At 64.4% G+C, this 23739-nt stretch carries 22 protein-coding genes and 3 pseudogenes; 18 read left to right on the top strand and 7 right to left on the bottom strand.

Translation table 11 applies throughout. The annotated features are described in order from the left end of the window. The first annotated feature begins 104 nt into the window (after window positions 1-104). From hyfB to CYD53_RS03820, 6 genes are read left to right on the top strand one after another with little or no spacing between them, the layout of a single operon-like run. A complete protein-coding gene (gene hyfB / locus CYD53_RS03845) occupies window positions 105-2117 on the top strand; it encodes a hydrogenase 4 subunit B (protein ID WP_103716818.1) in 2013 nt (670 codons plus the stop codon). Further along, window positions 2108-3064 (top strand): respiratory chain complex I subunit 1 family protein, encoded by a 957-nt coding sequence (locus CYD53_RS03840; protein WP_103716817.1) that lies wholly within the window; start codon window positions 2108-2110, stop codon window positions 3062-3064. The genes hyfB and CYD53_RS03840 overlap by 10 nt, the downstream gene beginning before the upstream one ends. Beyond that, a complete protein-coding gene (locus CYD53_RS03835; protein ID WP_092165612.1) occupies window positions 3065-3727 on the top strand; it encodes a hydrogenase-4 component E in 663 nt (220 codons plus the stop codon). After that, window positions 3724-5172 (top strand): hydrogenase 4 subunit F, encoded by a 1449-nt coding sequence (locus tag CYD53_RS03830; RefSeq protein WP_103716816.1) that lies wholly within the window; start codon window positions 3724-3726, stop codon window positions 5170-5172. The genes CYD53_RS03835 and CYD53_RS03830 overlap by 4 nt, the downstream gene beginning before the upstream one ends. A 15-nt stretch (window positions 5173-5187) precedes the next feature. Then, window positions 5188-6705, top strand: a complete 1518-nt coding sequence (locus tag CYD53_RS03825; protein ID WP_103716815.1) for a hydrogenase large subunit — start codon at window positions 5188-5190, stop codon at window positions 6703-6705. 9 nt (window positions 6706-6714) lie between these two features. Next, entirely contained in the window at window positions 6715-7245 is a 531-nt protein-coding gene (locus CYD53_RS03820) for an NADH-quinone oxidoreductase subunit B family protein (RefSeq protein WP_103716814.1), read from the top strand. 16 nt (window positions 7246-7261) lie between these two features. On the opposite strand, the gene CYD53_RS03815 is transcribed toward CYD53_RS03820, so the two are convergent. Both CYD53_RS03815 and CYD53_RS30625 read right to left on the bottom strand, forming a co-directional pair. Further along, a complete protein-coding gene (locus tag CYD53_RS03815; protein WP_146055810.1) occupies window positions 7262-7966 on the bottom strand; it encodes a spermidine synthase family protein in 705 nt (234 codons plus the stop codon). Between the two features lie 235 nt (window positions 7967-8201). Then, window positions 8202-8519: pseudogene (locus CYD53_RS30625) on the bottom strand (DUF1275 family protein); the annotation flags it as partial. Here CYD53_RS30625 and CYD53_RS03810 point away from each other — a divergent pair. Further along, window positions 8517-8798 (top strand): annotated as a pseudogene (locus CYD53_RS03810) (VOC family protein); the annotation flags it as partial. The pseudogenes CYD53_RS30625 and CYD53_RS03810 overlap by 3 nt on opposite strands. A gap of 116 nt (window positions 8799-8914) precedes the next feature. Here the strand turns inward: CYD53_RS03810 and CYD53_RS03805 are convergent. From CYD53_RS03805 to CYD53_RS03795, 3 genes are read right to left on the bottom strand one after another with little or no spacing between them, the layout of a single operon-like run. Then, the gene (locus tag CYD53_RS03805; protein WP_103716812.1) at window positions 8915-10150 is read right to left on the bottom strand and encodes an SAM-dependent methyltransferase; all 1236 of its coding nucleotides are present in this window, start codon (window positions 10148-10150) and stop codon (window positions 8915-8917) included. Next, window positions 10147-10950 carry a DUF1365 domain-containing protein gene (locus tag CYD53_RS03800; protein ID WP_103716811.1) on the bottom strand — a complete coding sequence of 268 codons (804 nt, stop codon included), beginning with the start codon at window positions 10948-10950 and terminating at the stop codon, window positions 10147-10149. Before CYD53_RS03800 ends, CYD53_RS03805 begins: the two co-directional genes overlap by 4 nt. Continuing rightward, window positions 10947-12284 (bottom strand): NAD(P)/FAD-dependent oxidoreductase, encoded by a 1338-nt coding sequence (locus CYD53_RS03795; RefSeq protein WP_103716810.1) that lies wholly within the window; start codon window positions 12282-12284, stop codon window positions 10947-10949. The genes CYD53_RS03800 and CYD53_RS03795 overlap by 4 nt, the downstream gene beginning before the upstream one ends. Before the next feature lie 53 nt (window positions 12285-12337). Between CYD53_RS03795 and CYD53_RS03790 the strand changes: the two genes are divergently transcribed. From CYD53_RS03790 to CYD53_RS03765, 6 genes are all read left to right on the top strand, one after another. After that, window positions 12338-13030 (top strand): hypothetical protein, encoded by a 693-nt coding sequence (locus CYD53_RS03790; RefSeq protein ID WP_245928074.1) that lies wholly within the window; start codon window positions 12338-12340, stop codon window positions 13028-13030. A gap of 37 nt (window positions 13031-13067) precedes the next feature. After that, window positions 13068-13436 (top strand): DUF2147 domain-containing protein, encoded by a 369-nt coding sequence (locus tag CYD53_RS03785; RefSeq protein WP_103716808.1) that lies wholly within the window; start codon window positions 13068-13070, stop codon window positions 13434-13436. Window positions 13437-13503: 67 nt separating this feature from the next. Next, the gene (locus CYD53_RS03780) at window positions 13504-14124 is read left to right on the top strand and encodes a sigma-70 family RNA polymerase sigma factor (RefSeq protein ID WP_245928073.1); all 621 of its coding nucleotides are present in this window, start codon (window positions 13504-13506) and stop codon (window positions 14122-14124) included. Further along, a complete protein-coding gene (locus tag CYD53_RS03775) occupies window positions 14121-14747 on the top strand; it encodes a ChrR family anti-sigma-E factor (RefSeq protein ID WP_103716807.1) in 627 nt (208 codons plus the stop codon). Before CYD53_RS03780 ends, CYD53_RS03775 begins: the two co-directional genes overlap by 4 nt. Beyond that, window positions 14744-15547, top strand: a complete 804-nt coding sequence (locus tag CYD53_RS03770) for a DUF1295 domain-containing protein (RefSeq protein ID WP_245928072.1) — start codon at window positions 14744-14746, stop codon at window positions 15545-15547. The genes CYD53_RS03775 and CYD53_RS03770 overlap by 4 nt, the downstream gene beginning before the upstream one ends. After that, on the top strand, window positions 15544-16566 hold the full coding sequence (locus tag CYD53_RS03765) for an SAM-dependent methyltransferase (protein ID WP_103716806.1): 1023 nt from the start codon (window positions 15544-15546) through the stop codon (window positions 16564-16566). The genes CYD53_RS03770 and CYD53_RS03765 overlap by 4 nt, the downstream gene beginning before the upstream one ends. A gap of 25 nt (window positions 16567-16591) precedes the next feature. On the opposite strand, the gene CYD53_RS03760 is transcribed toward CYD53_RS03765, so the two are convergent. Beyond that, window positions 16592-17005, bottom strand: a complete 414-nt coding sequence (locus CYD53_RS03760; protein WP_103716805.1) for a DUF2177 family protein — start codon at window positions 17003-17005, stop codon at window positions 16592-16594. Window positions 17006-17286: 281 nt separating this feature from the next. Here CYD53_RS03760 and CYD53_RS03755 point away from each other — a divergent pair, with 281 nt between their 5' ends. The 5 genes and pseudogenes from CYD53_RS03755 to CYD53_RS03735 all read left to right on the top strand — a co-directional run bounded on the left by CYD53_RS03755 (window position 17287) and on the right by CYD53_RS03735 (window position 22546). Next, window positions 17287-17994 carry an alpha/beta hydrolase gene (locus CYD53_RS03755; protein ID WP_245928071.1) on the top strand — a complete coding sequence of 236 codons (708 nt, stop codon included), beginning with the start codon at window positions 17287-17289 and terminating at the stop codon, window positions 17992-17994. Between the two features lie 145 nt (window positions 17995-18139). Continuing rightward, a pseudogene (locus CYD53_RS30620) lies at window positions 18140-18323 on the top strand (LysR family transcriptional regulator); the annotation flags it as partial. 360 nt (window positions 18324-18683) lie between these two features. Beyond that, the gene (locus CYD53_RS03745) at window positions 18684-20909 is read left to right on the top strand and encodes a TonB-dependent receptor (protein ID WP_103716804.1); all 2226 of its coding nucleotides are present in this window, start codon (window positions 18684-18686) and stop codon (window positions 20907-20909) included. A gap of 6 nt (window positions 20910-20915) precedes the next feature. Next, a complete protein-coding gene (locus tag CYD53_RS03740; protein WP_103716803.1) occupies window positions 20916-21290 on the top strand; it encodes a hypothetical protein in 375 nt (124 codons plus the stop codon). Then, a complete protein-coding gene (locus tag CYD53_RS03735; RefSeq protein ID WP_425428259.1) occupies window positions 21287-22546 on the top strand; it encodes an MFS transporter in 1260 nt (419 codons plus the stop codon). Before CYD53_RS03740 ends, CYD53_RS03735 begins: the two co-directional genes overlap by 4 nt. A gap of 13 nt (window positions 22547-22559) precedes the next feature. Here the strand turns inward: CYD53_RS03735 and CYD53_RS03730 are convergent, their stop codons facing one another. Continuing rightward, the gene (locus CYD53_RS03730; RefSeq protein ID WP_181011702.1) at window positions 22560-23387 is read right to left on the bottom strand and encodes an AraC family transcriptional regulator; all 828 of its coding nucleotides are present in this window, start codon (window positions 23385-23387) and stop codon (window positions 22560-22562) included. Window positions 23388-23739: the final 352 nt, after the last annotated feature.

Here is a 23739-nt window from a genome sequence, read left to right as displayed (position 1 = left end):
TTGCATCGATCCTGCTCTAACTCTTTGATGAGATACGGATTCAGATGTCAGACAGGTTCACTTGTGATCCCGTCTGACATCATCCGGCTCTAGGAGCGAGCACGATGGTAGCGATCGTCGGACTGTGGTGCGTGGCGGCTCTGCTGGGCATTGCGGGTTTCGGCATCGTCGCCGGCAACTGGTCGCAAGGGTCGCGTCTTACCTATGGCGCGACTGCCGCCACCAGCACCGTCGCGTTGATCACGGCGGTGCTCCAGCTTGTTGGAGGCACTGGAGTTCCGCCCAGTATCGTGTTGCCTCTAGGCCTTCCCTGGATCGGCGCTCATTTCCGCATGGATGCGCTGTCGGCCTTCTTCCTGGTCGTGATCAATCTCGGCGGTGCGGCTGCGAGCCTCTACGGTGTCGGCTACGGTCAGCACGAGGACGAGCCGCAACGCGTGCTACCGTTCTTTCCGGCGTTCCTGGCCGGCATGAATCTCGTCATTCTGGCGGATGACGCCTTCAGTTTCCTCCTGTCCTGGGAATTCATGTCCCTCGCCTCCTGGGCGCTCGTCATGGCGCATCACCACGAGCGCGACAATATTCGTGCCGGTTACGTCTATATCGTGATGGCGTGTTTCGGCACGCTCGCCCTGCTGCTCGCTTTCGGTCTGCTGGCGGGGCCGGAGGGGGGCTACGCCTTCGCCTCGATCCGCGTGCACCAGCTCTCGCCGCTCCTCGCAGGTTTCGTCCTCGGCCTCGCCTTGCTCGGCGCAGGATCGAAAGCTGGCCTCGTGCCGCTCCATGTCTGGTTGCCTCTCGCCCACCCGGCGGCGCCGAGCCATGTCTCGGCGTCGATGAGCGGGGTGATGACCAAGGTCGCGGTCTATGGCTTCATCCGGATCGTCTTCGATCTGCTCGGCCCGACGGCCTGGTGGTGGAGTTTTCCGATTCTGGCCATCGGTAGTGGGACCGCCGTGCTCGGCGTGCTCTACGCGCTGATGGAGACAGATCTCAAGCGCGTGCTTGCCTACAGCACGATCGAGAATATCGGCCTGATCTTCGTCGGACTCGGCCTCGCACTCGCATTCCGTGCAAACAGCCTGCCCGCAGCAAGCGCCTTGGCGCTGACCGCGGCGCTCTTCCATGCCTTCAATCACGCGCTCTTCAAGAGCGCTTTGTTCTTTGGGGCTGGCGCCGTGCTCACTGCGACCGGCGAGCGTCAGATGGAGCGGCTTGGAGGGCTGATCCATCGCATGCCGACCACGAGCGTCGTGGTGCTGGTCGCGTGCGTCGCGATTTCGGCGCTGCCGCCCCTGAACGGCTTCGCTTCCGAATGGCTTGCCTTCCAGGCCATTCTACTGAGCCCGCAGCTTCCACTATGGGGACTGAAGCTGCTCGTTCCCGCCGTCGGTGCGCTGCTGGCTCTGTCGGCCGCGCTCGCCGCGGCCTGCTTCGTTCGGGTCTTCGGGATCGTCTTTCTCGGCCGGCCCCGCAGCCCGGCAGCAGAGAGGGCTGCGGAGGTCGATCGTTGGTCGCTCAGCGCGATGGTCATCCTTGCAGGGTTGTGCATTCTCGCCGGCATCCTGCCTGGTTTCGTGATCGATGCCATCGCGCCCGTGGCACAGAGCCTCGTCGGCAGCCGGATGCCTGAGCAGGCCGGTATGAGCTGGCTTTCGATCATACCGGTCGCCGAAAGTCGTAGCTCGTATAACGGCCTCCTCGTCTTCTGCTTCATCGCGGCATCGGCCTCGCTTGCGGCTTACGTCATCCACCGTCTAGCGTCGCATGCCTTGCGACGCGCACCGGCATGGGATTGCGGCTTCCCGCAATCGAGCCCGGCGACGCAGTATACCGCGAGCAGCTTCGCCCAACCGATTCGACGTGTCTTCGGCGGCTATGCCTTTCAAGCCCGGGAGCGTGTCGAGATGCCTCCGCCCGGAAACCTCGGTCCGGCACGGTTCCAGGTCGATCTGCGCGATCTCGCCTGGGAGCTCATCTATACCCCCATCACCAACTCTGTCTCCGTCGCGGCCGAGCGGCTCAACCGGCTCCAGTTCCTGACCATTCGCCAATATCTGAGCCTGGTCTTCTCCGCCCTCGTCTTCCTCCTGCTGGTGCTGGCGCTATGGTCGTGATCTCGGATCTCGCCATCCAGGGTGCACAGATGCTCCTGGTGCTGACGCTGGCGCCGCTGCTCACCGGCTTTGTCCGCAAAGTGAAGGCGCAGCTGCTGCGCCGCCGCGGCGCGTCGATCGTGCAGCCTTACCGGGACCTCTTGCGGCTCCTACGCAAGGAGGTGATCCTTGCGGACACTGCTTCCTGGTTGTTTCGGGTGATCCCCTACCTGATCTTTGCGACGACTTGGGTGGCGGCAGCGTTGGTGCCGACCTTCGCCACCAGCCTTCTGTTCAGCTGGTCCGCGGATCTGATCGCGATCATCGCCCTGCTCGGCAGCGCGCGGTTCTTTTTGGCCCTCGCCGGGATGGATGTCGGCACGAGCTTTGGCGGCATCGGGTCGAGCCGGGAGGTCATGATCGCAACGCTGGCCGAACCCGCGATGATCATGATCGTGTTCACGCTCGCGCTCCTCGCCGGATCGACCCAGCTCTCGAATGTCGCGAGCTTCATGCTGTCCTCGTCGGTTGGGGTGAGGGTTTCGCTTGCGCTTGCGCTCGTCGCGCTCGTGATGGTGGCGATCGCCGAAAACGCCCGCATCCCGATCGACAATCCGGCGACGCATCTCGAACTCACCATGGTTCACGAGGCGATGGTGCTGGAATATTCCGGACGGCACCTCGCGATGATCGAACTCGCGGCGTCGCTGAAGCTCCTGCTCTACATCTCGCTGATCGGCTGCGTGTTCCTGCCTTGGGGGCTGGCGCTGCCCGGCGCAGGTGCCGCGGCCCAGGTCGCGGCCGTTGCGGTCTATATCGCCAAGCTCGCCGCCGGCGGCTTTCTGCTCGCCCTGTTCGAAACCACCGTGGCGAAGATGCGCGTTTTCCGCGTGCCGGACTTCCTGGGAGCCGCCCTCATGCTCGGACTTCTCGGCACCTTGCTGCTCTTCGTGTCGCGGAGCCTATAGATGGGCAACCTGGCCTTCGATATCGCCCATTTGCTCGCCGGCGGATTGGTGCTCGTCAGCCTGATGCTGCTGTACCAGGATCGGCTCTACGCGCTTCTCAACGTGTTTGCCCTGCAGGCGACGGTGCTCGCCATGTCGGTTGCGTGGCAGGCGTGGGTCCAGGGCGCCCCGCATCTCTACATCACGGCCGTGATCGCGCTGGTCGTCAAGGCGATCGTGATTCCGGTCGCGCTGCATCGGATCATCGCCCGGCTCGGCATCCATCGCGAGATCGAGAACGTCGTCAGCATCGGCCCCACCATGCTGGCGGGCATTGGGCTTGTCGCCCTGTCCATGGTGGTCATGTTGAAAGTGACGGCTGACGCCGACCCGCTCGCGCGGGAGGATTTGGCCTTTGCCCTCTCCGTCGTCTTGCTGGGCCTGCTGATGATGGTGACACGCCGCAACGCGGTCAGTCAGGTCGTCGGCTTCATGTCTCTGGAAAATGGCTTGATCCTGGCTGCGACGGGCGCAAAGGGCATGCCGCTCGTGGTCGAGATCAGCGTGGCCTTTTCGGTTCTCGTCGCCTTCATCGTGATCGGCATCTTCCTGTTTCGCATCCGCGAGCGGTTCGACACCGTCGATGTCCACGCGCTCGACCGCTTCCGCGGGGACCAGCGATGAACCCGCTTCCGGTCGACGGCATCACCTTGATCCTGGCCGTTCCCGCCGCGACGAGTGTCTTGTTGGCATCGTTGCCGAACTACCGTCTCTCGGCGCGGCTCAACGTCCTCTCGGCCTTCCTGACCTTCCTAGCGGCGCTGTCGCTGTTCGCGTCGAAGCCTGAGCCGGGACCCTACATCCTGGTCGACGATCTCAATATCGTCTTCGTGGTCCTCAACACCTTCATCGGCTTCACCACCAGCGTCTTCAGCGCCAGCTACATCGCCCACGAGCTGGAGACGGAGCGGCTGACTCCGGCCCATCTGCGCTTCTACCACGCCATGTACCAGGCCCTGCTGTTCGCCATGAACCTGGCGCTGGTGGCCAATAACATCGGGCTGATGTGGGTGGCGATCGAGATGGCGACGCTCACTACAGTGATCATGGTCGGCATCTACCGCACCGACGCCGCAATCGAGGCGGCGTGGAAATACTTCATCCTCGGCAGCGTCGGCATCGCGCTCGCGCTCTTCGGGACGATTCTGGTCTATATGGCTGCCCGGCCGGTGGTCGGCGAAGGCTTGGACGGCATGGTCTGGACTGTGCTGATCCAGCGCGTCTCCAGCTTCGATCCCGCGCTACTCAACCTCGCCTTCGTTTTCCTGTTGCTCGGCTACGGCACGAAGGTGGGCTTGGCACCGTTGCACGCCTGGTTGCCGGATGCCCATGCCGAAGGCCCGACGCCAATCTCGGCCGTGCTGTCGGGCCTGCTGCTCAATGTCGCGCTCTACGCCGTCCTGCGCTTCAAGCTGCTGCTGGCCGCCAATCCCGCGGCGCTGACGCCCGGGCCGTTGATGGTGACGCTGGGCCTGCTCTCGCTCGTCTTCGCCGGGTTCATGCTCTACCGCCGCCGCGACATCAAACGGATGTTCGCCTATTCGTCGATCGAGCATATGGGCATCATTGTCTTCGCATTCGGCATGGGGGGACCGCTGGCCAATTTCGCGGGCCTTCTGCACATGACGATGCACAGCCTGACAAAGTCGGCGATCTTTTTTGCGGTCGGCCATATCGCCCAGGCCAAGGGCACGCAGAAGATTGCCGACCTCCACGGCTTGACGGTCAGCCATCCAGTCCTGGGGTGGGGCCTCGTCGTGGGTGTGGTTGCCATCGCCGGCATGCCGCCGCTCGGAATCTTCATGAGCGAATTCCTGGTGGTCAGCTCGACCTTCGCCCGCGCGCCTCTGTTGGCGCTGCCGTTGGTCCTCGGCCTGCTCGTCGCATTCGGAGCGCTCATGCTGCGGGTCCATGGGCTGGCCTTCGGCGAGCCTACCGGCAGCAGCGAACCGGTGCAGGCGTCCTATCTTCCGATGATCGGACATCTCGCTCTGGTCCTGATGGCGGGCATCTATCTGCCGCCACCACTCGTCTCCTGGTTTCGGCACGTTGCAGGCCTGCTCGGGTAAGGGAGGACGTAAGCGATGCCGACCCTCTCAGACACAATTGCAACCGGTCGCGTGATCGAGGCGCATCGATCATACCCTCGGGTCGTGGTGAGTGCTTCGCTTTGGCAGACTTTGATCTCGCGGCTTTCCCAGGGAGAGAGCACCCTTCTTGGACTCTGGGGAGATGCCGATGCGGTTCACATGGCGCTTCTCGACGAGAGAGAGGGCGGTGTCATCGTTGCCACGGCGCTGACCGGCGAGGGACCGATCCCCTCGGTGAGCCGGGTTCATCCTCCGGCCCTGCGCCTGGAACGCACGCTCCGGGATCTGTTCGGGATCGAACTTGCGGAGCTGCCTGACCCGCGGCCTTGGCTTGATCACGGCCGCTGGGGACTGCGCAACCCGTTGGCTCGCCATGCCGAAGCAGCCGGGGAGCCCACGAGCTATCCATTCCTCGGCGCGGAGGGCGAGGGCCTGCACCAGATTCCGGTCGGCCCCGTGCATGCGGGCATCATCGAGCCGGGCCATTTTCGCTTCACCGCCAATGGCGAAACGGTCGTGCGGCTCGAGGAGCGGCTGGGCTACGCCCACAAGGGCGTCGAGTCGCTGATGGCCGGCGCGTCCATCGAACAGGCCGCGCGCCTCGCCGGACGAACCTCGGGCGACAGCACGGTCGCCTATGCCTTCGCATTCGCCCGGGCCGTCGAGGCGGCGCTTGCCATCGACGTGCCCCCGCGCGCCCTCTGGCTGCGGGCCCTGATGGCCGAGCTCGAACGCCTCGCCAATCATTTCGGGGATATCGGCGCGATCTGCAACGATGCCGCCTTCGCGCTCCTGCACGCCCATACCAGCGTTCTGCGCGAGCGCGTGCTGCGGGCCGCTGCCGCCTGCTTCGGGCATCGCCTGATGATGGATTGCATCATGCCGGGTGGCGTCGCGGGGGATCTCACTCCGGAAGGGGCCGGACTGATCCGTGAATTGGCCGATATCGCCGGTAAGGCCTTTCCGGCGCTGGTTGAGCTTTATGATAATACCGCCTCGCTTCAGGACAGGACGGTCGGAACCGGCATCCTGAATCCGACGCTGGCGCGGCAGTATGGCTGCGGAGGCTATGTCGGCAGGGCATCGGGGCGCAACTTCGATGTTCGACGCAACCTCGCCTATGCGCCCTATGACAGTTTACGTTTCGAGATCCCCGTGCGCAGTGAAGGCGATGTCAACGCGCGGGTCTGGATCCGCATCCAGGAGGTCCAGCAGAGCCTCGCGCTGATCGAACAGATTCTAGATGCCATGCCGACGGACGGCCCTCTGCGTGCACCGGTGGGGGCGACCGGCAAGCCCGCGGAGGGTTTGGCGCTGGTCGAAGGATTCCGCGGCGATGTTCTCGCCTGGGTCCGCCTCGGAGCGGATGGATGCGTCGATCGCTGCCACCTGCGTGATCCGTCCTGGTTCCAGTGGCCGCTGCTGGAGGCCGCGATCGAGGGCAATATCGTCGCCGACTTTCCCCTCTGCAACAAATCGTTCAACTGCTCCTATTCGGGGCATGACCTCTAGGTCCACGCCATGCGGAAGATCTTGTTCGAGAGCCTTGCGAAAGCGCCACTCACCGAGCCTGCTCCTGGCGAAGCCGACGCCGAGATTTCGGCACTCGCCATTCAGCTCGACCATGCCGCACGCGCCAAGCTTGGACGCAGCCTGTCCATCCGCGAAGTCGATGCCGGGTCGTGCAATGGCTGCGAACTTGAGATCCATGCTCTCAGCAACGCGTTCTACGACTTGGAGCGCTTCGGATTGAGGTTTGTTGCCTCCCCGCGGCATGCCGATGTCTTGCTCGTGACAGGACCTGTCACCAGGAACATGAGCGAAGCGCTCCTGAGGACCTATCAGGCGATTCCAGCACCCAAATGGGTCGTGGCCGCGGGAGCCTGCGCCTACGATGGCGGCCTTTTCGCCGGAGGCTATGCATGCCTCGGCGGTGTCGCTGCGGTCGTTCCGGTCGACCTGTATATCCCCGGCTGCCCTCCGACCCCGACTGCCTTGCTCAAGGGGCTGCTCGCGCTCATGGCGAACGGCAGAGCCCGGGGCCCGCTGTGACCCCGCAATCTCGCAGCTACCAGAGCCGTGGGCGCCGGACGGACCAGCTCAGGAACTCAGCGGCGATAACTGGTGGAAAGGTGTCCTGCCCCAGCTCCAGTCGCCGTTCCGGCGCGCATGCGATGACAGCATTGCGCTCCGGTTCTCCAAAGGCTTCATCGATGATCCAGGCATTCAGATCCGATCCCGCAAGGTCAGCGGTGATCTCATCGGGTAGTGGGTCCAGATCGTGCTCGACAAGAAGGTTCATGGCAATTCGCCCGGACTGCGTCAGCGTAGCGCGCAAGGCCTGACAGGTCTGGCGACCGAACTCATCCCCGAACCGAAAGTCCGTGCCCCCAACGTCGATTGCAATGCCGTCGAAGCGCTCGGACGTCATCCCGAGAAAATCTTTGAAATCTGCCTCGATGCATCGAATCCCGCGTGGCATCCAGAAATATTCCTGCGCGAGCTTGAAGCTGATCGGATTGTGGTCGACGAGCGTGACCGCCTTTCCCTGCCGATACAGCATGGTCGCAAGCGTGCCTCCGGCGCATCCGAGCAACAGCACGTTCGTTGCCTGCCGAAGAAAGCTGCTCATCAGGTGGATATAGGTAAAGCAGCTTTCGCCACTCGGCAGGGCGTGGCTCTGGAATGCGTTGCCTTCGTAGTAGCGACGGGCTCCGGTCACCTTGTCCTCTATGATGCAGATCGTCCCGTATGCTCCCTCGAAATATCCCAACGTCCGCATCGCCTAGTCCCGTTACCAAGGCTTCCCCGCTCAGACGCCCACAACCTACATCCGGCGTTAGTGGTGATGTCTAAGGCATCACTACTTAGCATCAGGATAACGGTCCTGAGGTCGGAGCGCCAAACCAGATGACTGCGGCGATCAGGTCCTGACACATTCCGGCAAGCGGATCGGGAGCTGCTACCGGTCACTGGGGCAGAACGCCTGTTGCGGACGTCACGCGGCGTCTGGCGATCGCATCTGCTGCCATCGGGACTCCCTCAAGCAGCAGTAGGAGGATCGCCAGCGGAACCGTCATGCCGAGAAGCCTATGTGATCGAAGCCGAGGGCGCCGACTACTCCCACCGGCGAAGAAGGAGCCAAGCAGCGCCCCCAAGCAAGCGTAGTTTCGCGCGATCGATCAGGGCGCGACCGTAAGCGGGGGCCGATTGTCCTGTTCCAATAAAACAGCTTCCCAGCTCGATGCCGATATCCGAGACCACGCCCGTCACATGCGAGCTCGCGAAATCTTGGTGATGATCGCGTTTTGCAGCCCCATGATGAAATCGATGCCAGAGGAAGGCTGATCTATGCTCGCAAGGGCGGCCGGCTGATGATCACGACGTCGATCGACGGCAATCCAGCGACCGCGGCCAATGGTGGCACGATCGGCATCGCCGCTGCGAGCCATGACCATGTTCTCGCATGGCACGAGCCCGGCACCGCGCATGGTGGGACGGCGATCGAGAGCCCGCCCAGCGAGCGCCCGAACGGAGCCGTCGTCGCCGATTTTCGTGATCCGGACGGCAACAAGCTCACCGCACGCTCTCAGCCGACGAAGTGACACAAGCGGCGCAGCGGCGGAAAATTCGCGCCAGTGTCGTAACACCCGGCTTCTCGATGACAATGTCCCGATCCAGGCGCCCTGCCCGCTTGATCGCGGTCGCCCTTGCCTGCAAGTCAGCGACCGCGCAGCGCGATCAGGCTGACGTCGATGGTCTGTGCCCGGAAGCCAGCTTCGCAGTAGCAGAGATAGTATTCCCACAGCCTGCGAAACGGCTCGTCGAAGCCGAGTTGCGCGACGGTCGTCCAGCGTTCCAGGAAGCGCCGGCGCCACTCGTTCAGGGTCAAGGCGTAGCTCTCGCCGAAGTCGAGTTGCTCGACCACGGTAAGGCCCGCTCCTTCGGCCTGGTGTGCCAATGCCGGGACCGATGGCAGGCAGCCGCCGGGAAAGATGTAACGCTGGATGAAATCGGTGCCCTGCCGGTAGGCCTCGAACACAGTGTCGTCGATCGTGATCGCTTGCAGCACGGCACAACCGCCGGGCCGCAGCGAACGCTGCAGCGTCGCGAAATAGGACGGCCAATAGGCATGGCCAACCGCCTCGATCATCTCGATCGAAACGATGCGGTCGAATTGGCCGGAGATGTCGCGATAATCCTGCAGGTGCAGACTGACGCGCTCGGCCAGACCGGCCTTGGCGATGCGCTGCCGCGCTGTCTCCAGCTGCGCCGGCGAGAGGGTGATTGCGGTCACGCGGCAGCCTTCGCGGGCCAGCCGTTCGGCCAGGGCTCCCCAGCCGCAACCAATCTCGAGGACATGTTCGCCGCCCGAAAGGCCCAGCATGGCAACGATCCTGTCGAGCCTGCGCTGCTGCGCCGCCTCCAGCGTCTCTGTCGGCGTTTCGTAGAGTGCCGAGGAGTACATCATGCTGGCGTCGAGCCACTGGCCGTAGAAATCATTGCCGAGGTCGTAATGGGCCATGATGTTGCGGCGACTGCCCGCGCGGGTATTGGCGTTCAGCATGTGCCGAAAACGATTGTACAGGCGCACTGGCCACGCCCCCGAGACCAGCCGGCGCAGCGTCGCGTCATTGCGCGCGCCGAGTTCAATCAGTGCCGTGAGATCGGGTGTGTCCAGCTCGCCGTCCCGATAGGCTTCGGCCAACCCGATATCGCCGTCGAGCAGCACGCGCCGCATCGCGCGCCAATTTTTCAGGATCAGCGTGGCCTGGGGGCCTGGCGCAGCGTTCCCGCTGTGGAGGCGCTCGCCCTCTGGCGTGACGACGGTCAGGCGGCCAATGGCGATGCGCGAGAGCAAGCGGCGCAGGAACCAGCGCGAGAGGCCGATGCCGCGCGGCAGCGCGAGCGACGGCTCGGTCATCGGGAGATGCCGTTCGGTCTCCTGTTGGCTCATGGCTGAATCGATCCTTTCGCATGCGGCGCCACGGCGCTGCCAGGGCTGAATGGGCGCTCCGGCGGCGCAGGATGCCGCCGCCACGGAATGCGTTTCGCCAGCAGCCGCAGCGCGTGCCAGTGGATGGCGGCGGTGACTTTCAGCGTCAGCAGCGGATGGGTCGCCAGCAGCCGCAGCAGCGTTGCGTCGCTCATCTCCGCGCGTTTGCCGCTCATCGTCGCGGAGATCAGGCGCCCTGCGGCGTCGTGACCGTCGATCGCGATCGAGACATGGTCCCCAGGGGGCACGACCTGGAAGGCGTAGCGCATCGCCAGCCCCATGAAGGGCGAGACGTGGAAGACCTTGCGGGCCTCCTGCCGCAGCGGCTCTCCCGTGGCGGGCGCCGGCGCGACGTAGCTGTGGGTCTCGCCGAAGGTGTTGTGTACCTCGTAGACGGTGGCGCAGAGGCTGCCGTCGCGCCGATAGCAGAAATAGGCGTTGAATGGGTTGAAGGCGTAGCCGAGGATGCGCGGCATGGTCAGCAGGCGGATGGAGCCTTCGTCCCAAGCGATATCCGCGCTGGCCAGAGCCTCGCCGATCTGCGCCCGCAGAGGCCGCCCGCTGCGGTCGCCATAGTCGGTGTCGCGAAAGGCATAGAGATTGAAGCGATTGCGCGAAAAGCTGCTCAGATTTGCGGCGAGCGGACCGATTTCGTCGAGGTCAAGCAGCATCCAGAAGACGCGATAGGCCAAGGCATGCGGCTTCGGCCGAAACCGATGGTGTCGCACTCGCCCGACATAGAGCGCGGAGTTCCAGCTCACGCCGCCTGCTCCCTTTGCTCGGGCAGCGGGATGCGTCCCGATTCGTGGGGGACATGCCAGGGCCGGCGGCGGCCTCCGAGCGCCTCGGCGACCGCGAGCCCGGCTTGCAGCCCGTCCTCGTGGAAGCCCGATCCGAAATAGGCGCCGCAGAACCAGCTGCGCCGCGCGCCCTGCAGCGACCACAGCCGCGCCTGCGCGTCGAGCGCCGCGGCATCGAACAGCGGATGCTCGTATGATTCCTCATGGAGGATGGTGGCCTCGCGCAGCCCGTCCGGCGGGTTGAGCGTGACGAAGAGCGGCCGCTCTTCCGGCAAGCCTTGGAGCCGGTTCATCCAGTAGGTGACGGCACAGGCAGCTTCGGGCCGGCTGCGCTCGCCGATATGGTTCCAACTCGCCCAGGCTCGCCGGCGCCGAGGCATCAGGGCCGCATCGTCATGCAGCACCACGCGGTTGCGACTGTAGCGGAAGGCGCCGAGCGTCTCCGTCTCCTCCGTGCCGGGATCGGCCAGCATCGCGAGCGTCTGGTCGGCATGAGCGGCAAAGACCACCTCGTCGAAGCGCTCGCTCCAGCCGTCACCCTGGACCACGACCTCGTTGGGCGCTCGCCGAACCTGTCGCACTGGCGAGCCGATCCTGACCTGCCCCGAAAAGGCGCTGCGCAACCTCTCGACATAGACGGCGCTGCCGCCGGTCACGGTGCGCCACACCGGGCGGTCGGTGAACTGCAGCAGCCCATGATTATGGTGGAAGCGAAGAAATGCCGCAGCGGGGTAGGACAGGATCTCGGAACAGGGTGCCGACCAGATCGCCGCGGCCATCGGGAGGAGATGATCGTCGCGGAAGGCGGCGCCATATCCGCCTGCGGCAAGATAATCGCCGAGCGAAATCTCCCCCGCCTCGCCTGTCCGCACATCTCTCGAAGCGTTTCGGTAGAAGCGACCAACGTCCTGCAGCATCGCCCAGAAGCGCGGGCTGACCAGGTTGCGCCGCTGGGCGAACAAGCCGGTTATGCCGGTGCCGCTGTATTCGAGCCGGCCGCCATCGAGGGAGACGGCGAAGGACATCTCGGTGGGCTGTGTCGCGACGCGAAGATGCGCCATCAAAGCTATGAAATTGGGATAGGTCGCCTCGTTATAGACGATGAAACCGGTATCGACCGCAGTCTCGCTGCCATGTCGGGTGATGTGAACCGTGTTGGCGTGGCCGCCAAGGCGAGGAGCCGCCTCAAACAGCACGACGTCATGCGCCTGTCCGAGCAGCCACGCGCAGGAGAGGCCGGAGATGCCGGCGCCGATCACCGCGATCCTCTTTGACTGGGCCTGTGTCCTTTCCATCCCCGCCTCTCCGTTTTTCATGACGGGTATACGCAGCACGTGCCGGTCTGGATTTGCCGCAGGGCGCCGAAAAACACACCGGCCCGGTGACCCATGGCCGGATCTGGTGCGTAGGCAGCAAAACAGGTGCGGACACCCGGGAGGGATCGGCTATGTCGAGGACAGCTCTGAAGCAGGTGATCACGGCGATCGGTGCCTATGCCGCGCATCCCGATCCGCGCGCCGCGATCGCCAACGCCGTCGCGCTCGTTATCGTCTCGAACCAGCCCTTCTATCCGCTGTATATCTATTGGGCGGTCTCGCCGGTCATCTCGCCGTCCTACGTCACCTTTCTGTCGACGCCCCTCTTTGCCGCCGTTCCGGCCGCGATGCGGCGCAGTTCGCTTTTCGGACGTGCGCTGCTGCTCGTCGCCGGCATCGGCAACACCCTGCTCTGCCGCGTTGCTTTCGGCCCGGGCTCAGGGGTCGAGGTTTTCCTGTTTTCGTGCCTGATGCTGGCGCTGCTGCTGTTTCGACGTCGCGAATGCGCCTTTGCATTGGGCTTCGCGGCGCTGGCCTTCATCGTCTATCTGCAGCCGTCTGCGCTTCTGGGCGCGCCGCTTCACCTCTACGACCCGGGTGAATACGCCGCCCTGCAGCGCCTGAATTTTTTAAGCGCCGCATCCCTGACCGTGTTGATCGGCTGGCTCTTCGCCGGCCGCCTCGGCACGATTTCGCACTCCGATGAAACCGATCAGGGTGGCTGAGCGTAGAAGAGAGGCATTCGCGGAAAAGGACATCGCCATGAGCCGCCTTCTGCTCGCCCTCACCTTTTCATCATTGTCTGTGGCGAGCGCGGCCGCCAGAGATCTCGATGGCACTTGGCTGCGCGACGATGGCAATGCGCGTGTGCGCATCGCGCCATGCGGCGACAAAATCTGTGCGACCAATCTCTGGATCGGCGACACCAGCACAGGTGAGGCCGTTGGCGATAAGCTGATCATGACCCTGGCGCGCCAGGCCGACGGAAGCTTCTCGGGGAACGCCTACGATCCCAAGCGAGACTGGAGCTATGCGATGACGATCACGACGGCCGCCGGGGGCTTGACCACGCGCGGTTGCATCGTCGGGCGGCTGATCTGTCGGGACGTGGCCTGGAAGGCCGTTCAGTAATGCGACCGAGTATTGTCTTGGCTGGCCAACCAGTGATCCAGCGCCCTGGGCCAGGCGTATCTCAACCATGGTTGCCGCACTCGCCCTGACTGTCGATGGCATGCGCAAGGCGGGAGCCGCTGCGCAAGGAGGTCGGTTCGTCGTCTTGTTCGACCCCAACTCACTAATTGCTGCGATCGCGCGCTCGGGTGACCGGGCCGCATTCGCCGCTCTTTTCGACCATTTCGCGCCACGCGTGAAGGGCCTGCTCATGCGTGGCGGAACGCCTGCCGAGCTGGCGGAGGAGGTCGCGCAGGAAACCTTGCTGGCCGTCTGGCGCAAGGCGGCGTTGTTTGACCCTGCCAAAGCCAGCGCATCGACCTGGATCGCGACAATAGCGCGAAATTTGCGCATCGACATCGCTCGCCGGGAGACACGGTCGCGATTGTCCCAAGTTTACGAGATTCTGGATGAAGAAAGACCTGAACGTCCCGACGAGACACTCTCCGGAGCGGAACGTGATGTGCGGGTGCGGGCGGCAATGACGCAGCTCTCAGCGGATCAATATCGCGTCGTCGAACTGGCGTTCCTCGAAGGCTTCAGCCACCAGGACGTCGCTCACCGTCTCGCCATTCCGCTCGGGACGGTGAAGTCGCGGCTGCGATTGGCCCTGTCGCATCTGCGCGGCAAGCTGGAGGATCTGCGATGAGCGTCGCGCATCGTCCGTCCGACGAAATGCTGGCGTCCTTCGCCGCGGGGCAACTCGACGAAGGTCTCGCGGTGGTCGTCGCGGCTCATGTCGAGATGGATCACGTGAGCTGGCGGCGCGTACAGGAACTGCAGGCCGTGCAGGGTGCGCTCCTCGACGCAATCGAGCCCGTCTCGATGGATGCGGGGCCGCCCCATTCGCGGCTGGTCGAGCCCGACAAGCTAGGCGTCGATAGGGCTTCGCCAGGGGGCGAACCGGGATTGCCCGGGGTTCTGCGTCCCTACGCCTTGGGCCCGTGGCGGCCGATCGGAATCCGGATCGCCCTGCGGCGCATCGAGGTTCCCGGCGCGGAAGCACGCGTATTCATGCTGCGCGCCGGGCCAGGCATCGCATTGCCGCACCACAAGCATAGCGGTCTCGAATGGACCACGATCCTGTCCGGGGCCTATGAGCATGAATACGGGCGCTATGCGGCCGGGGATTTCGACGAAGCCGATTCCGATAGCGATCACACGCCGCGTGTCGACCCGATCGAGGGCTGCACCTGCATCGTCGCCATGACCGGGAATGTGCTGCTCCAAGGCTGGCTCGGACGGCTGTTGCAACCACTGGTGCGGCTGTGACCGTCGCTTCCTTCGCCATGGCCGCCGTTCTCACGGGCGTGGCGATGTCTGCCTTCATGCTGCTGGCAGCGCTGATCGAGCGCCGCACCGGCAATTCCGGCTGGATCGATGTGATCTGGACCGTTGGGCTCGGTGCGACCGGCTTCGCCGGCGCATTGTTGCCCTTTGGCGCCGGGCCGATGTCGCGACGTTTGCTGGTGGCCGGGCTTGCACTCGCCTGGGCGCTGAGGCTCGGCCTGCACATCGCGCGGCGTACGAGCAATATCACCGAGGATCCGCGCTACGCGAAGCTCAAGCGCGACTGGGGTAGCCAGGCGCCTCGACAGATGGTTCGCCTGCTTCAGATGCAGGCGCTGGTCAGCATTCCGCTGGCGCTGGGGATCGTTCTGGCGGCGCATAACCCGGCGCCTTTGCTGGGCTGGCAGGATCTCGTCGGTGTCTGCGTCTTCGTCGCCGGCCTCGCAGGCGGTGCCGTTGCGGATGGGCAACTGCGTGCTTTCGCCCGGTTGGGAACCAGCGGCGTCTGCGATCGCGGATTATGGCGCTGGTCACGTCATCCGAACTACTTCTTCGAATGCGTGCTCTGGTGCTCCTACGCGATAGCAGCACCCGGAATGTCCTATCCCTGGGGCTGGCTCGCCCTATTGGCGCCTGCCTGCATCACGCTGCTGCTCACCCGTATCTCAGGTATCCCCCCGCTTGAGGAGCACCTGCTCGCCAAGCACGGCGCCGCTTATCGGGCGTACCAGAATCGAACCAGCGCGCTGATCCCGAAGCCGCCGAAAGGAGCAACGCCATGACCATCATGCAGAGGCTCTCGAACTGGGGCGAAGGCCTGCCCCTGCCCGACGCCATCAGCCGCATGGTGATTGCCTCTCTGGTCGGTCGCACGGGGCAGTCCCTGGCCGCGCAATCCGCCGATGCCGCCGCCTTCGCCCGCGAGATGGCGGAGTTTCCGATCGCAATCCATACCGATATCGCCAACGCCCAGCACTATGAGGTCCCGGCCGCCTTCTTCGACCAGGTGCTTGGACCGCAGCGCAGATATTCCTCCTGCTACTACGCCAATTCCAGCGATAGTCTCGCGACGGCGGAAGAGACGGCGCTTGTGCTGACGGCGGAGCACGCGTTGCTCGCCGATGGTCAGGATATCCTCGAGCTCGGCTGCGGCTGGGGTTCGCTGTCGCTATGGATGGCGAAGCGCTACCCGGCAGCGCGGATCGTCTCGGTTTCCAATTCCGCTTCGCAACGCGCCTTCATCGAGGAACGGGCGCGCCAATACGGGCTCAGCAACCTCCGCATCGTCACCGCCGACATGAACGATTTCACAGCGGATGAGCGTTTCGACCGCGTCGTCTCGGTCGAGATGTTCGAGCATATGGCGAATTGGCGCGCGCTTCTCGGCCGCGTCCACGGTTGGCTCAAGCCGGACGGGAGGCTGTTCATCCATGTCTTCGCGCATGTGCGGGGCTGTTACCGTTTCGACAGCGGCGATGGCGGCGACTGGATTGCGCAACATTTCTTTACAGGCGGCATCATGCCGAGCGCGGCCCTGGCGCATCAGTTTCCCGATATCTTCGCCGTCGAGGCGGAATGGCGCTGGAGCGGCGAGCACTACCGGCGCACGGCCGAGGATTGGCTGTCGAACTTCGACCACAACCTGCCGAGAATCGACCCGATCCTGAGCGAGGTCTATGGCGAGGACGCGGCGCTGTGGCGGCGCCGCTGGCGCCTGTTTTTTCTGGCCACGAGCGGGTTGTTCGGTCATGCCGGCGGCGAACCCTGGGGCGTCAATCACTATCGGCTGCGGCCCGCTTGATGGCTCCGCCGAGGAGATCGAACGATCAGACCCAGCCCCAACCGCTGGCGCGGCGCACGATCTCATAGGCGATCCAGCTGCAGAAGCCGACGGCGACGGTGCCGTAGACCATGTCTGCGACAGTGATCGTCAGCGTCCAGGGGCGCAGAGTGGCGTAGTTCGTCAGGTCATAAGTCGCATAGGCGAACAAGCCGATCAGGGCACCATTCACCAGAGCCGCGCCGGCGTTTTCATCCCGCAGAGCGGGCATGATCGCGAAATGCAGTACACCGAGCGGAAAGCCGAAATAGAACAACGCTGCTGGCCAGTAGCGCACCTGCTCGACGATCAGGTCGCCCAGCGCAGGCCTGTAGAGCTTGGCCGTCATCGTGCCGAGCCAGATGGCATCGCAGATGCCGAAGGCGACGAGAAACGCGATGTAACCGACGACGAAGCGCATGATGACCTCCGGGGCTGTGCCTGCAGATACGCAGGGCACGCCGCCCCGGTTCACGTCCGGGTGCCGCTTCGAAACGCCCAAGGCGCAAATCCATTCCACCGGAGCAAGCGTATAGAGCCAAGCCCCTGGAGCTGATGGCGACAATGACGACTGAAATCTCCCGCCGCGCGATCGTTCCAATGCTCGCTGCGGGAGCCCTTCCCGGCTGCGCCGCGCTACGCCCTGACGTGTTAACGAATGGCGCAAGCGACGTCGCCTACGGCCGCCTCCAGCGGCAGCGAATGGACATTTACGTCCCGCAAAATGGCGGCACCGACAGACCGGTCGTCTTCTTCATCTATGGCGGCTCCTGGGCCAACGGCGCCAAGGAGACCTATGCATTCGTCGGTGAAGCGCTCGCCTCGCGCGGCTTCGTCACGGTGATTGCAGATTATCGTCTCGTTCCCGAGGTGCGCTTTCCGACATTCATCGAGGATGGCGCAATGGCTCTGCGCTTCGTGCGCGACAATATCGCCCGCTTCGGCGGCTCACCGCGCATGCTTCACCTCATGGGACATTCTGCCGGCGCCTATAACGCCATGATGCTGACGCTGGACAAGCGCTATCTCGCCGCTGCCGGGCTGCGTTCGAACGATATCCGCTCCGCGGTCGGGCTCTCGGGCCCCTATGATTTCCTGCCCTTCGACATCGATGTGACCAAGGCAGCGTTCGGAAACGCCCGCGACCCGGCGCTGACGCAACCGATCAATTTTGCCCGCAGCGATACCCCGCCGGTTTTTCTGGCGACCGGGTCCGATGATACGACTGTCCTGCCGCGCAACAGCGAACGGCTCGCCGCAGCGCTGAAGAACGCCGGCGCGCAGTCGGTCGCGCTCAAGATCTATCCGGGTCTCGGCCATGTCGGGACGGTCGTCGCGCTGTCGGAGCTTTTGCACTGGAGTGCGCCGGTGCTGGATGATGTCGTCGCGTTTTTAACGTCAAGGCTCTGACAGAGCCCTTCTGACATCATCGCGACGCCAAGTCTTGTTTCCTGCAACCATCCGATGCCCGGAAATGACGCGGATCGTGCCAGGCGCCCTGCCCCGCAATTCAGCTGGCGCTGCGATCTCGGCCTCGATCTCCTCGAAGCGCGCCATGGTGGCGAATGAGCGCAACTTCACCAGAGCCGGCACGAAACTGGGCGTGTCGCAGCCGGCACTGAGCCTGACCATCAAGGGGTTCGAGGAGCGCCTCAAGCCGCGCCTGCTCAGCCGCACGGGCGCGTAGCGTCGCGCGGACTGAGGCTGGCATCCGATTGCTGGAGACGGTCCGCCCGCGGCCACGGCGGCGGCCGGAATTGCGCAGGATTGCGCGGCCCTCCCCCTCTTTCGACGAAACAAGCCGATGGGCCGGACAGGCCGTTAATGCACAGAGCAGCCGCGTTGCAGCGACGACACATCGGTCTGCGCCGGCGTGCCCGTTCGCTTCTGTCCCATTCGGCGTTCGCTCAAGTCCAAGTCTATCGCCTGCGGACACCATAGAGAGCCGTTAGGGAATATGACGGGAATGCAGAAACAGAAGAAGACTCCATGCAGTTTATTTTGATTCAAAACTGAAGACAAGGCCTCCATCCGGAGAATGACTCCGACTTTGCTTTCCGCTCCCAGCGGCTTTCTAGAAGAGATTGACGGGCACCACGATGACAAAGCTCCTTTCGTTCACGGTAAGCCTCGCCGCCCTGTCAGCGGCCACCGCCGCCTTCGGCCAGGCCAATCCGATCCCCGTCATCAATCTCGACACGATCACCGTCACGGCGGCACGTACCGAGCGCAGCACCGCGGAGACACCGCAATCGGTCCAGGTCCTGGACCGGGCCCAGATCGAGGAGCAGCTCAAATTCAGCCCGAGCGCCGCCGCTGCCCTCGGCAAGCTGGTGCCGGGCTATTCGATGTCCACGCAAACGGTGTCCAGCGCCTCGGAAAACTATCGCGGGCGCGACCTGCTCGTGCTGGTCGACGGCGTACCGATGACCACGCCGCTGCGCGACGTCTCGCGCATCCTGTCGATGATCGATCTCAACTCGGTCGAGCGCATCGAAGTCGTGGCCGGTGCTTCGAGCCTCTATGGCGCCGGCGCGACCGGCGGCACGGTCAATTTCATTACCAAGAAGGCGGCGGAGGGCAAGCCGACCGTCACGGTCAACACCGCGATGCGCGCCTTCACGCAGAATATCGGCCGCTCGCTCGCTCCGGAGGCCTCCGTCACGGTTTCCGGCAAGGTCCCCAACGGCTTCGATTACCTGGTCACGGCCAGCGGACGTGGCGCCGGCCGCACCTATGACGGCGCCGGCCGCGAATTGCCCTCGGACGGACTGCTCGGCCAGGGCGGCGGCGACCGCTACAAGGCGGGCAACCTGCTGGCCAAGCTCGGCTATGACTTCGACACGAGCAAGCGCATCGAGATCAACGGCTCGCTGATCGCCTTCGACCAGGATCCCAAATATCTGACGAACTATGCCGCTCCCTACGCCCGCCCGGACCGGACGCGGCTTTATCCCGGCCAGAACGTCATCGAGGACACCAAGTCACTCTCGCTGCGCTACACCGACAAGGATTTCGCGCTCGGCAGCCTGAGCGTGCTCGGCTACTACAACGACATCAAGAAGCGCTTCAATTATTCAACCTTTGCATACCCTTACAACACGCAGGTCTACTACTCCTTCAACCCGCTCTCGCCGACGAGCCCGGACAACCAGACGACGCTCTACTCCCAGCGCGGCGGCGTCAACGTCACGATCGACACCTCGCTCGACCGGCTCCTGCCTGGCGCTAAGCTGACCTGGGGCGGCGACCTGATCCAGGACCGCACCTGGCAGACGCTGACCAACGGCCAGGACGTCTTCACGCCATTGAAGCAGACGACCACTGCGGGCTTCGGCCAGTTGCAGATCCCGATCGGGGAGCGGATCGTGCTGCGCGGTGGCTTGCGCTATGAGCATTTCGCGCTGTCGGTCAGCGATTATGTCCGCCCGGCGGCCTATGCGGCCGTGGCCGCCAACAACGCGCTCGGCTATCAGAGCTTCGTCCTGCCCGCCCTCAATGTGACGGGTGGCAATTTCGACTATTCGGCGCTGACCGGCAATCTCGGCGCGACAGTCAAGCTGTCGGACACGAGCGAAGTCTTCGGTGGCTGGTCGCAGGGCTTCGCGCTGCCCGATGTCGGCGCCTTCACCCGGCGCGCCGGTCTCTCGACCGCTTATGCCTGCACCCTGGCCAACATCAACTGCCTGCCGGCCAGCCGCCGCACGATCAGCTATGCCTCGATCGCGCCCGAGGCGCAGATCGTCAACAACTACGAGCTCGGGGTGCGCGGCAGCTACGGCGCCTTCAAGGGATCGCTGACCGGCTATATCAGCACCTCGGACGACGGCGTGACCTTCGATGCCGCCACCAACACGCTCTCGCAGCAGAAGGAGCGCATCTGGGGCGCGGAGGCGACGGCGGATTACGCCTTCACCGAGCAGTTCACCATGGGCTCGGTCGTGTCATATCGCGAGGGCCGCTACGACACGAACAAGGATGGCAAGCTCGACAGCTATCTGCCCAACAACCGCATCGGCTCGCCCTGGCGCGGCATGCTCTATGGCAGCTATCGTTTCGTGAACGGCATGCAGCTGCGCCTCGAGGGCGAAGGCTTCTCGGACCGCGACGTCGCCATCGACCTCACGGGCACCCGCTACAAGCTGAAGGGCGCCGTGACGATGAACGCCGCCTTCACCGCACCGATCTGGGAGGGCGAGGCTTATGTCTCGGTCAACAACCTGTTCGACCGGGCCTATCAGAACCCGACGGCGACCTCGGTGCGCAACCTCGCCAATTATGCCTGGGGTCGCACAGTGACGGTCGGCTTCCGCAAGACTTTCTGACGCATCATGGTCAGCCTCGACATCGGTGCCGACGCGATCCTGACGTTGCGTTATCTGCCGCCCTATCTCGACAGCGACGAGCGCGACTATCTCGACGCGCTCGCCAGGATCGGCGAGCGCGCGGAGCCCTATGTCCTGCTGACGGTCTTCGGCGGCAGGCGGGCGCTTTCACAGGCTGGCGAGCGCGAGCAGGCGCTCTGGTTCAAGGCGACGAAGGCGCGCCTGAGCCAGTTCTGCCAGGCTTGCGCCATTATCCGGCCCGACGCCGACGAGAAGACGGCAGAGATATTCCGCCGGCTCTGGCCCTTCCCGATCATCGCGGAGCGCGAGGAGGAGGCCGGCCTGGCCTTCCTGCTCCAGCATCAGACGGCCGTGCCGTGACCGTGACTTCTCCGGCGAGCGCCGCCGGCCTTAATGGGCGCGAGCCCATCGGGCGCTATCGCCTGTTCGGGGTCCTCGCCGGGCTCTATCTCGCCCAGTCGATCCCGTCCTATCTCTTCGTCGCGGCGATCCCGCCGATCCTGCGCGAAGCCGGCGTGTCGCGAACCGCGATCGGCTATATGAGCATCCTGCTGCTGCCGCTCGTCCTCAAGCTGTTCTGGGCGCCCTGGGTCGATCGCGTCAGGCCCTTCGCGCGGGCGCACCGGGCCGGCTGGGTGCTGATAACGCAGAGCGCGACGATCCTCGCCATCCTCGCCCTGATCCCGATCGGCCCCACGAACATCGTCGGCATTGTGGCGGTCGGCTTCATCGCCTCGCTGCTGGTCTCGACGCAGGACATCGCCACGGACGGCTATGCCGCGAAATACCTGCCGGAGGCCGACCGTGCGATGGGCAATGCGATCCAGGGCGGCGCGATCGCCTTCGGCGTCGTCATCGGCGGCACGCTCGGCCTCGTGCTCTATCACCGCATCGGCTGGACCGGCATGCTTCTCGTCATCGCGGCCGTGTCGCTGCTGCCGCTGGCAGCCGCCGCGCTGATGCGCGAGAGCGACGCCGCAGCGCCGGCGCTGCAGAAGCCTTCACTGCGCGCCTTCCTGCGCCGTCCGGAGGCCCGTCGAATCCTCTGGATCGCGCTGATTTACCGGGCGAGCGAGGGCCTGGTGAAGGCGATGGAGGGCCCCTATCTCGTCGATGCCGGCATCCCGCTCGACCAGATCGGCTATCTCTCCGGCCTCTCGGCGACCACGGCGGGTCTTGCGGGCTCCTTCATCGCCGCCTGGCTGGTGAAGCGACGCGGCCTCTCCTTCGTGCTGGGCCTGCTCGGCGGCATGAGGACCTTGTGCTTCCTTCTCTTCACCTGTCATGCGATCGGCGTCGTCACCGGCTCCTGGCCCCTGTTCGGCGCGGCCGGCTTCCAGACGCTGATCCGCTATATGGAGATCGTCGCGCTCTATTCGCTGTTCATGGCGGTGACGACCTCCGACCAGCCCGGCACGGATTTCACGATCCTCGCCTGCGCACAGCTGCTCGTCTATCTCGTCGGCTCGATGCTCGCCGGCAAGCTCGCCGACGCGCTCGGCTATGGCTGGCTTTTCGCGGTCGCAACCGCGCTGTCGGCCTTCGCCGTCCTGGCCACGCTGCGCATGCTGATGCTGTGGCGGCAGTCGAAAAGCGCCGGCGCCGGGGCTTCTTGATCCTGAGTAGGCTCTAAGCCTGCACCGCGACGATGGCGCGCTGGTTTGCCCTGATGTCGCGCGGCGCGGCGCCGAAGCGGCGCCGGAAGGTGCGGTTGAAATAGGAGAGGTCGCCGAAGCCGACGCCGAAGGCGATCTCGGTGATGCTGGTCTCCCAGGAGCCGGCCGACTGCAGAAGGCGCAAGGCCCTGTCCAGCCTGCGCTGCAGCACGAATTCCGAGAAGGTCGTTCCTTCGTCCTCGAACAGCTTCTGGAGATAGCGCAAGCTGATGCCGTGCCGGTCGGCGATCTCGCGTGCGGTCAGCCTGCGGTCCTCGAGCCTCGCTTCGATATCGGATTTGATCGCGTTCATCCGCTCGTCGCGGCGATGCCGAGGCTCGCGGCCCGGCAGGCTCTCGGGCGACATGATGTTGACGAGATCGAACATGAAATGCCTGGCGAGCTCGTGCAGCTCCGGCGTCCTGATCGGTATCATCCCGCGCAACAACGCCGCGCCATAGTTGCCGAGCATCTGCAAGGCGTCGTCGCCGGCCCCGAAGACGCGCAGCTCTTGCGCCAGGAGGCGCGCCCGCTCGCTGACCGCGCCAGTCGGGATGGTCAGGCAATCGAGACGCGAGATCTGCATCGGCAGCAGCGTCGCCTGAGGAGGCGCCATCAGGAGAATGGCCTCGCGGCCGCCGACCACAGCCCGGCGCGCGCCGCAGGTCACGATCAGCGCGCCATCGGCCGGGCGCAGCAGCAGAGCCTTGCCCTCCGCGCACAGATCTCGCACGGGCAATGAAACTGCCGTTCTCGGCGCGAAGAGCGACATCAGGCCGATATCGGGCTCCAGCCGCAGCATGGCTCTGGCACCGAACGGAGCCGGGCTCGCCCCATCGAAAACGAAACGCCGCTCCGCCCTCGCCCCGAGATGAAGGTCGATCTCTGATTGGGGCATCTCACTGGAGAGAAGCCAGAGCGGGCCAGGCTCCTGCACTAGGGCAGAGCGCCGCCCTCGCCCGGACACAGGAGCCGCCTCCTGAGCACTGCGTTTCAGTCCGCTAGGCATTTCGCACCAGTCCAAGAATTCAATTCCACCAGCATGCAAACAAAAGCTACAGAATTCAATTGTTACGAAGGCCGCAGAAGTCAAATATGTAGCCATTTCCTGTTTATTCTAATTTAAAACTGGCGAATACCTAAAAGTATAAACA

This window comes from Allobosea psychrotolerans, assembly GCF_002917105.1.
Lineage (GTDB): Bacteria > Pseudomonadota > Alphaproteobacteria > Rhizobiales > Beijerinckiaceae > Allobosea > Allobosea psychrotolerans.
The sequence above is the reverse complement of the archived record's forward strand: the minus strand, read 5'-3'. Positions and strand labels throughout refer to the sequence as shown.

Excerpts from the sequence above, each read along its gene's own strand:
- hyfB (WP_103716818.1), top strand. The coding sequence starts at position 105 with ATGGTAGCGATCGTCGGACTGTGGTGCGTGGCGGCTCTGCTGGGCATT.
- CYD53_RS03840 (WP_103716817.1), top strand. The coding sequence starts at position 2,108 with ATGGTCGTGATCTCGGATCTCGCCATCCAGGGTGCACAGATGCTCCTG.
- CYD53_RS03835 (WP_092165612.1), top strand. The coding sequence starts at position 3,065 with ATGGGCAACCTGGCCTTCGATATCGCCCATTTGCTCGCCGGCGGATTG.
- CYD53_RS03830 (WP_103716816.1), top strand. The coding sequence starts at position 3,724 with ATGAACCCGCTTCCGGTCGACGGCATCACCTTGATCCTGGCCGTTCCC.
- CYD53_RS03825 (WP_103716815.1), top strand. The coding sequence starts at position 5,188 with ATGCCGACCCTCTCAGACACAATTGCAACCGGTCGCGTGATCGAGGCG.
- CYD53_RS03820 (WP_103716814.1), top strand. The coding sequence starts at position 6,715 with ATGCGGAAGATCTTGTTCGAGAGCCTTGCGAAAGCGCCACTCACCGAG.
- CYD53_RS03805 (WP_103716812.1), bottom strand. The coding sequence starts at position 10,150 with ATGAGCCAACAGGAGACCGAACGGCATCTCCCGATGACCGAGCCGTCG.
- CYD53_RS03795 (WP_103716810.1), bottom strand. The coding sequence starts at position 12,284 with ATGGAAAGGACACAGGCCCAGTCAAAGAGGATCGCGGTGATCGGCGCC.
- CYD53_RS03785 (WP_103716808.1), top strand. The coding sequence starts at position 13,068 with ATGAGCCGCCTTCTGCTCGCCCTCACCTTTTCATCATTGTCTGTGGCG.
- CYD53_RS03780 (WP_245928073.1), top strand. The coding sequence starts at position 13,504 with ATGGTTGCCGCACTCGCCCTGACTGTCGATGGCATGCGCAAGGCGGGA.
- CYD53_RS03775 (WP_103716807.1), top strand. The coding sequence starts at position 14,121 with ATGAGCGTCGCGCATCGTCCGTCCGACGAAATGCTGGCGTCCTTCGCC.
- CYD53_RS03765 (WP_103716806.1), top strand. The coding sequence starts at position 15,544 with ATGACCATCATGCAGAGGCTCTCGAACTGGGGCGAAGGCCTGCCCCTG.
- CYD53_RS03760 (WP_103716805.1), bottom strand. The coding sequence starts at position 17,005 with ATGCGCTTCGTCGTCGGTTACATCGCGTTTCTCGTCGCCTTCGGCATC.
- CYD53_RS03755 (WP_245928071.1), top strand. The coding sequence starts at position 17,287 with ATGGACATTTACGTCCCGCAAAATGGCGGCACCGACAGACCGGTCGTC.
- CYD53_RS03745 (WP_103716804.1), top strand. The coding sequence starts at position 18,684 with ATGACAAAGCTCCTTTCGTTCACGGTAAGCCTCGCCGCCCTGTCAGCG.
- CYD53_RS03740 (WP_103716803.1), top strand. The coding sequence starts at position 20,916 with ATGGTCAGCCTCGACATCGGTGCCGACGCGATCCTGACGTTGCGTTAT.
- CYD53_RS03730 (WP_181011702.1), bottom strand. The coding sequence starts at position 23,387 with ATGCTGCGGCTGGAGCCCGATATCGGCCTGATGTCGCTCTTCGCGCCG.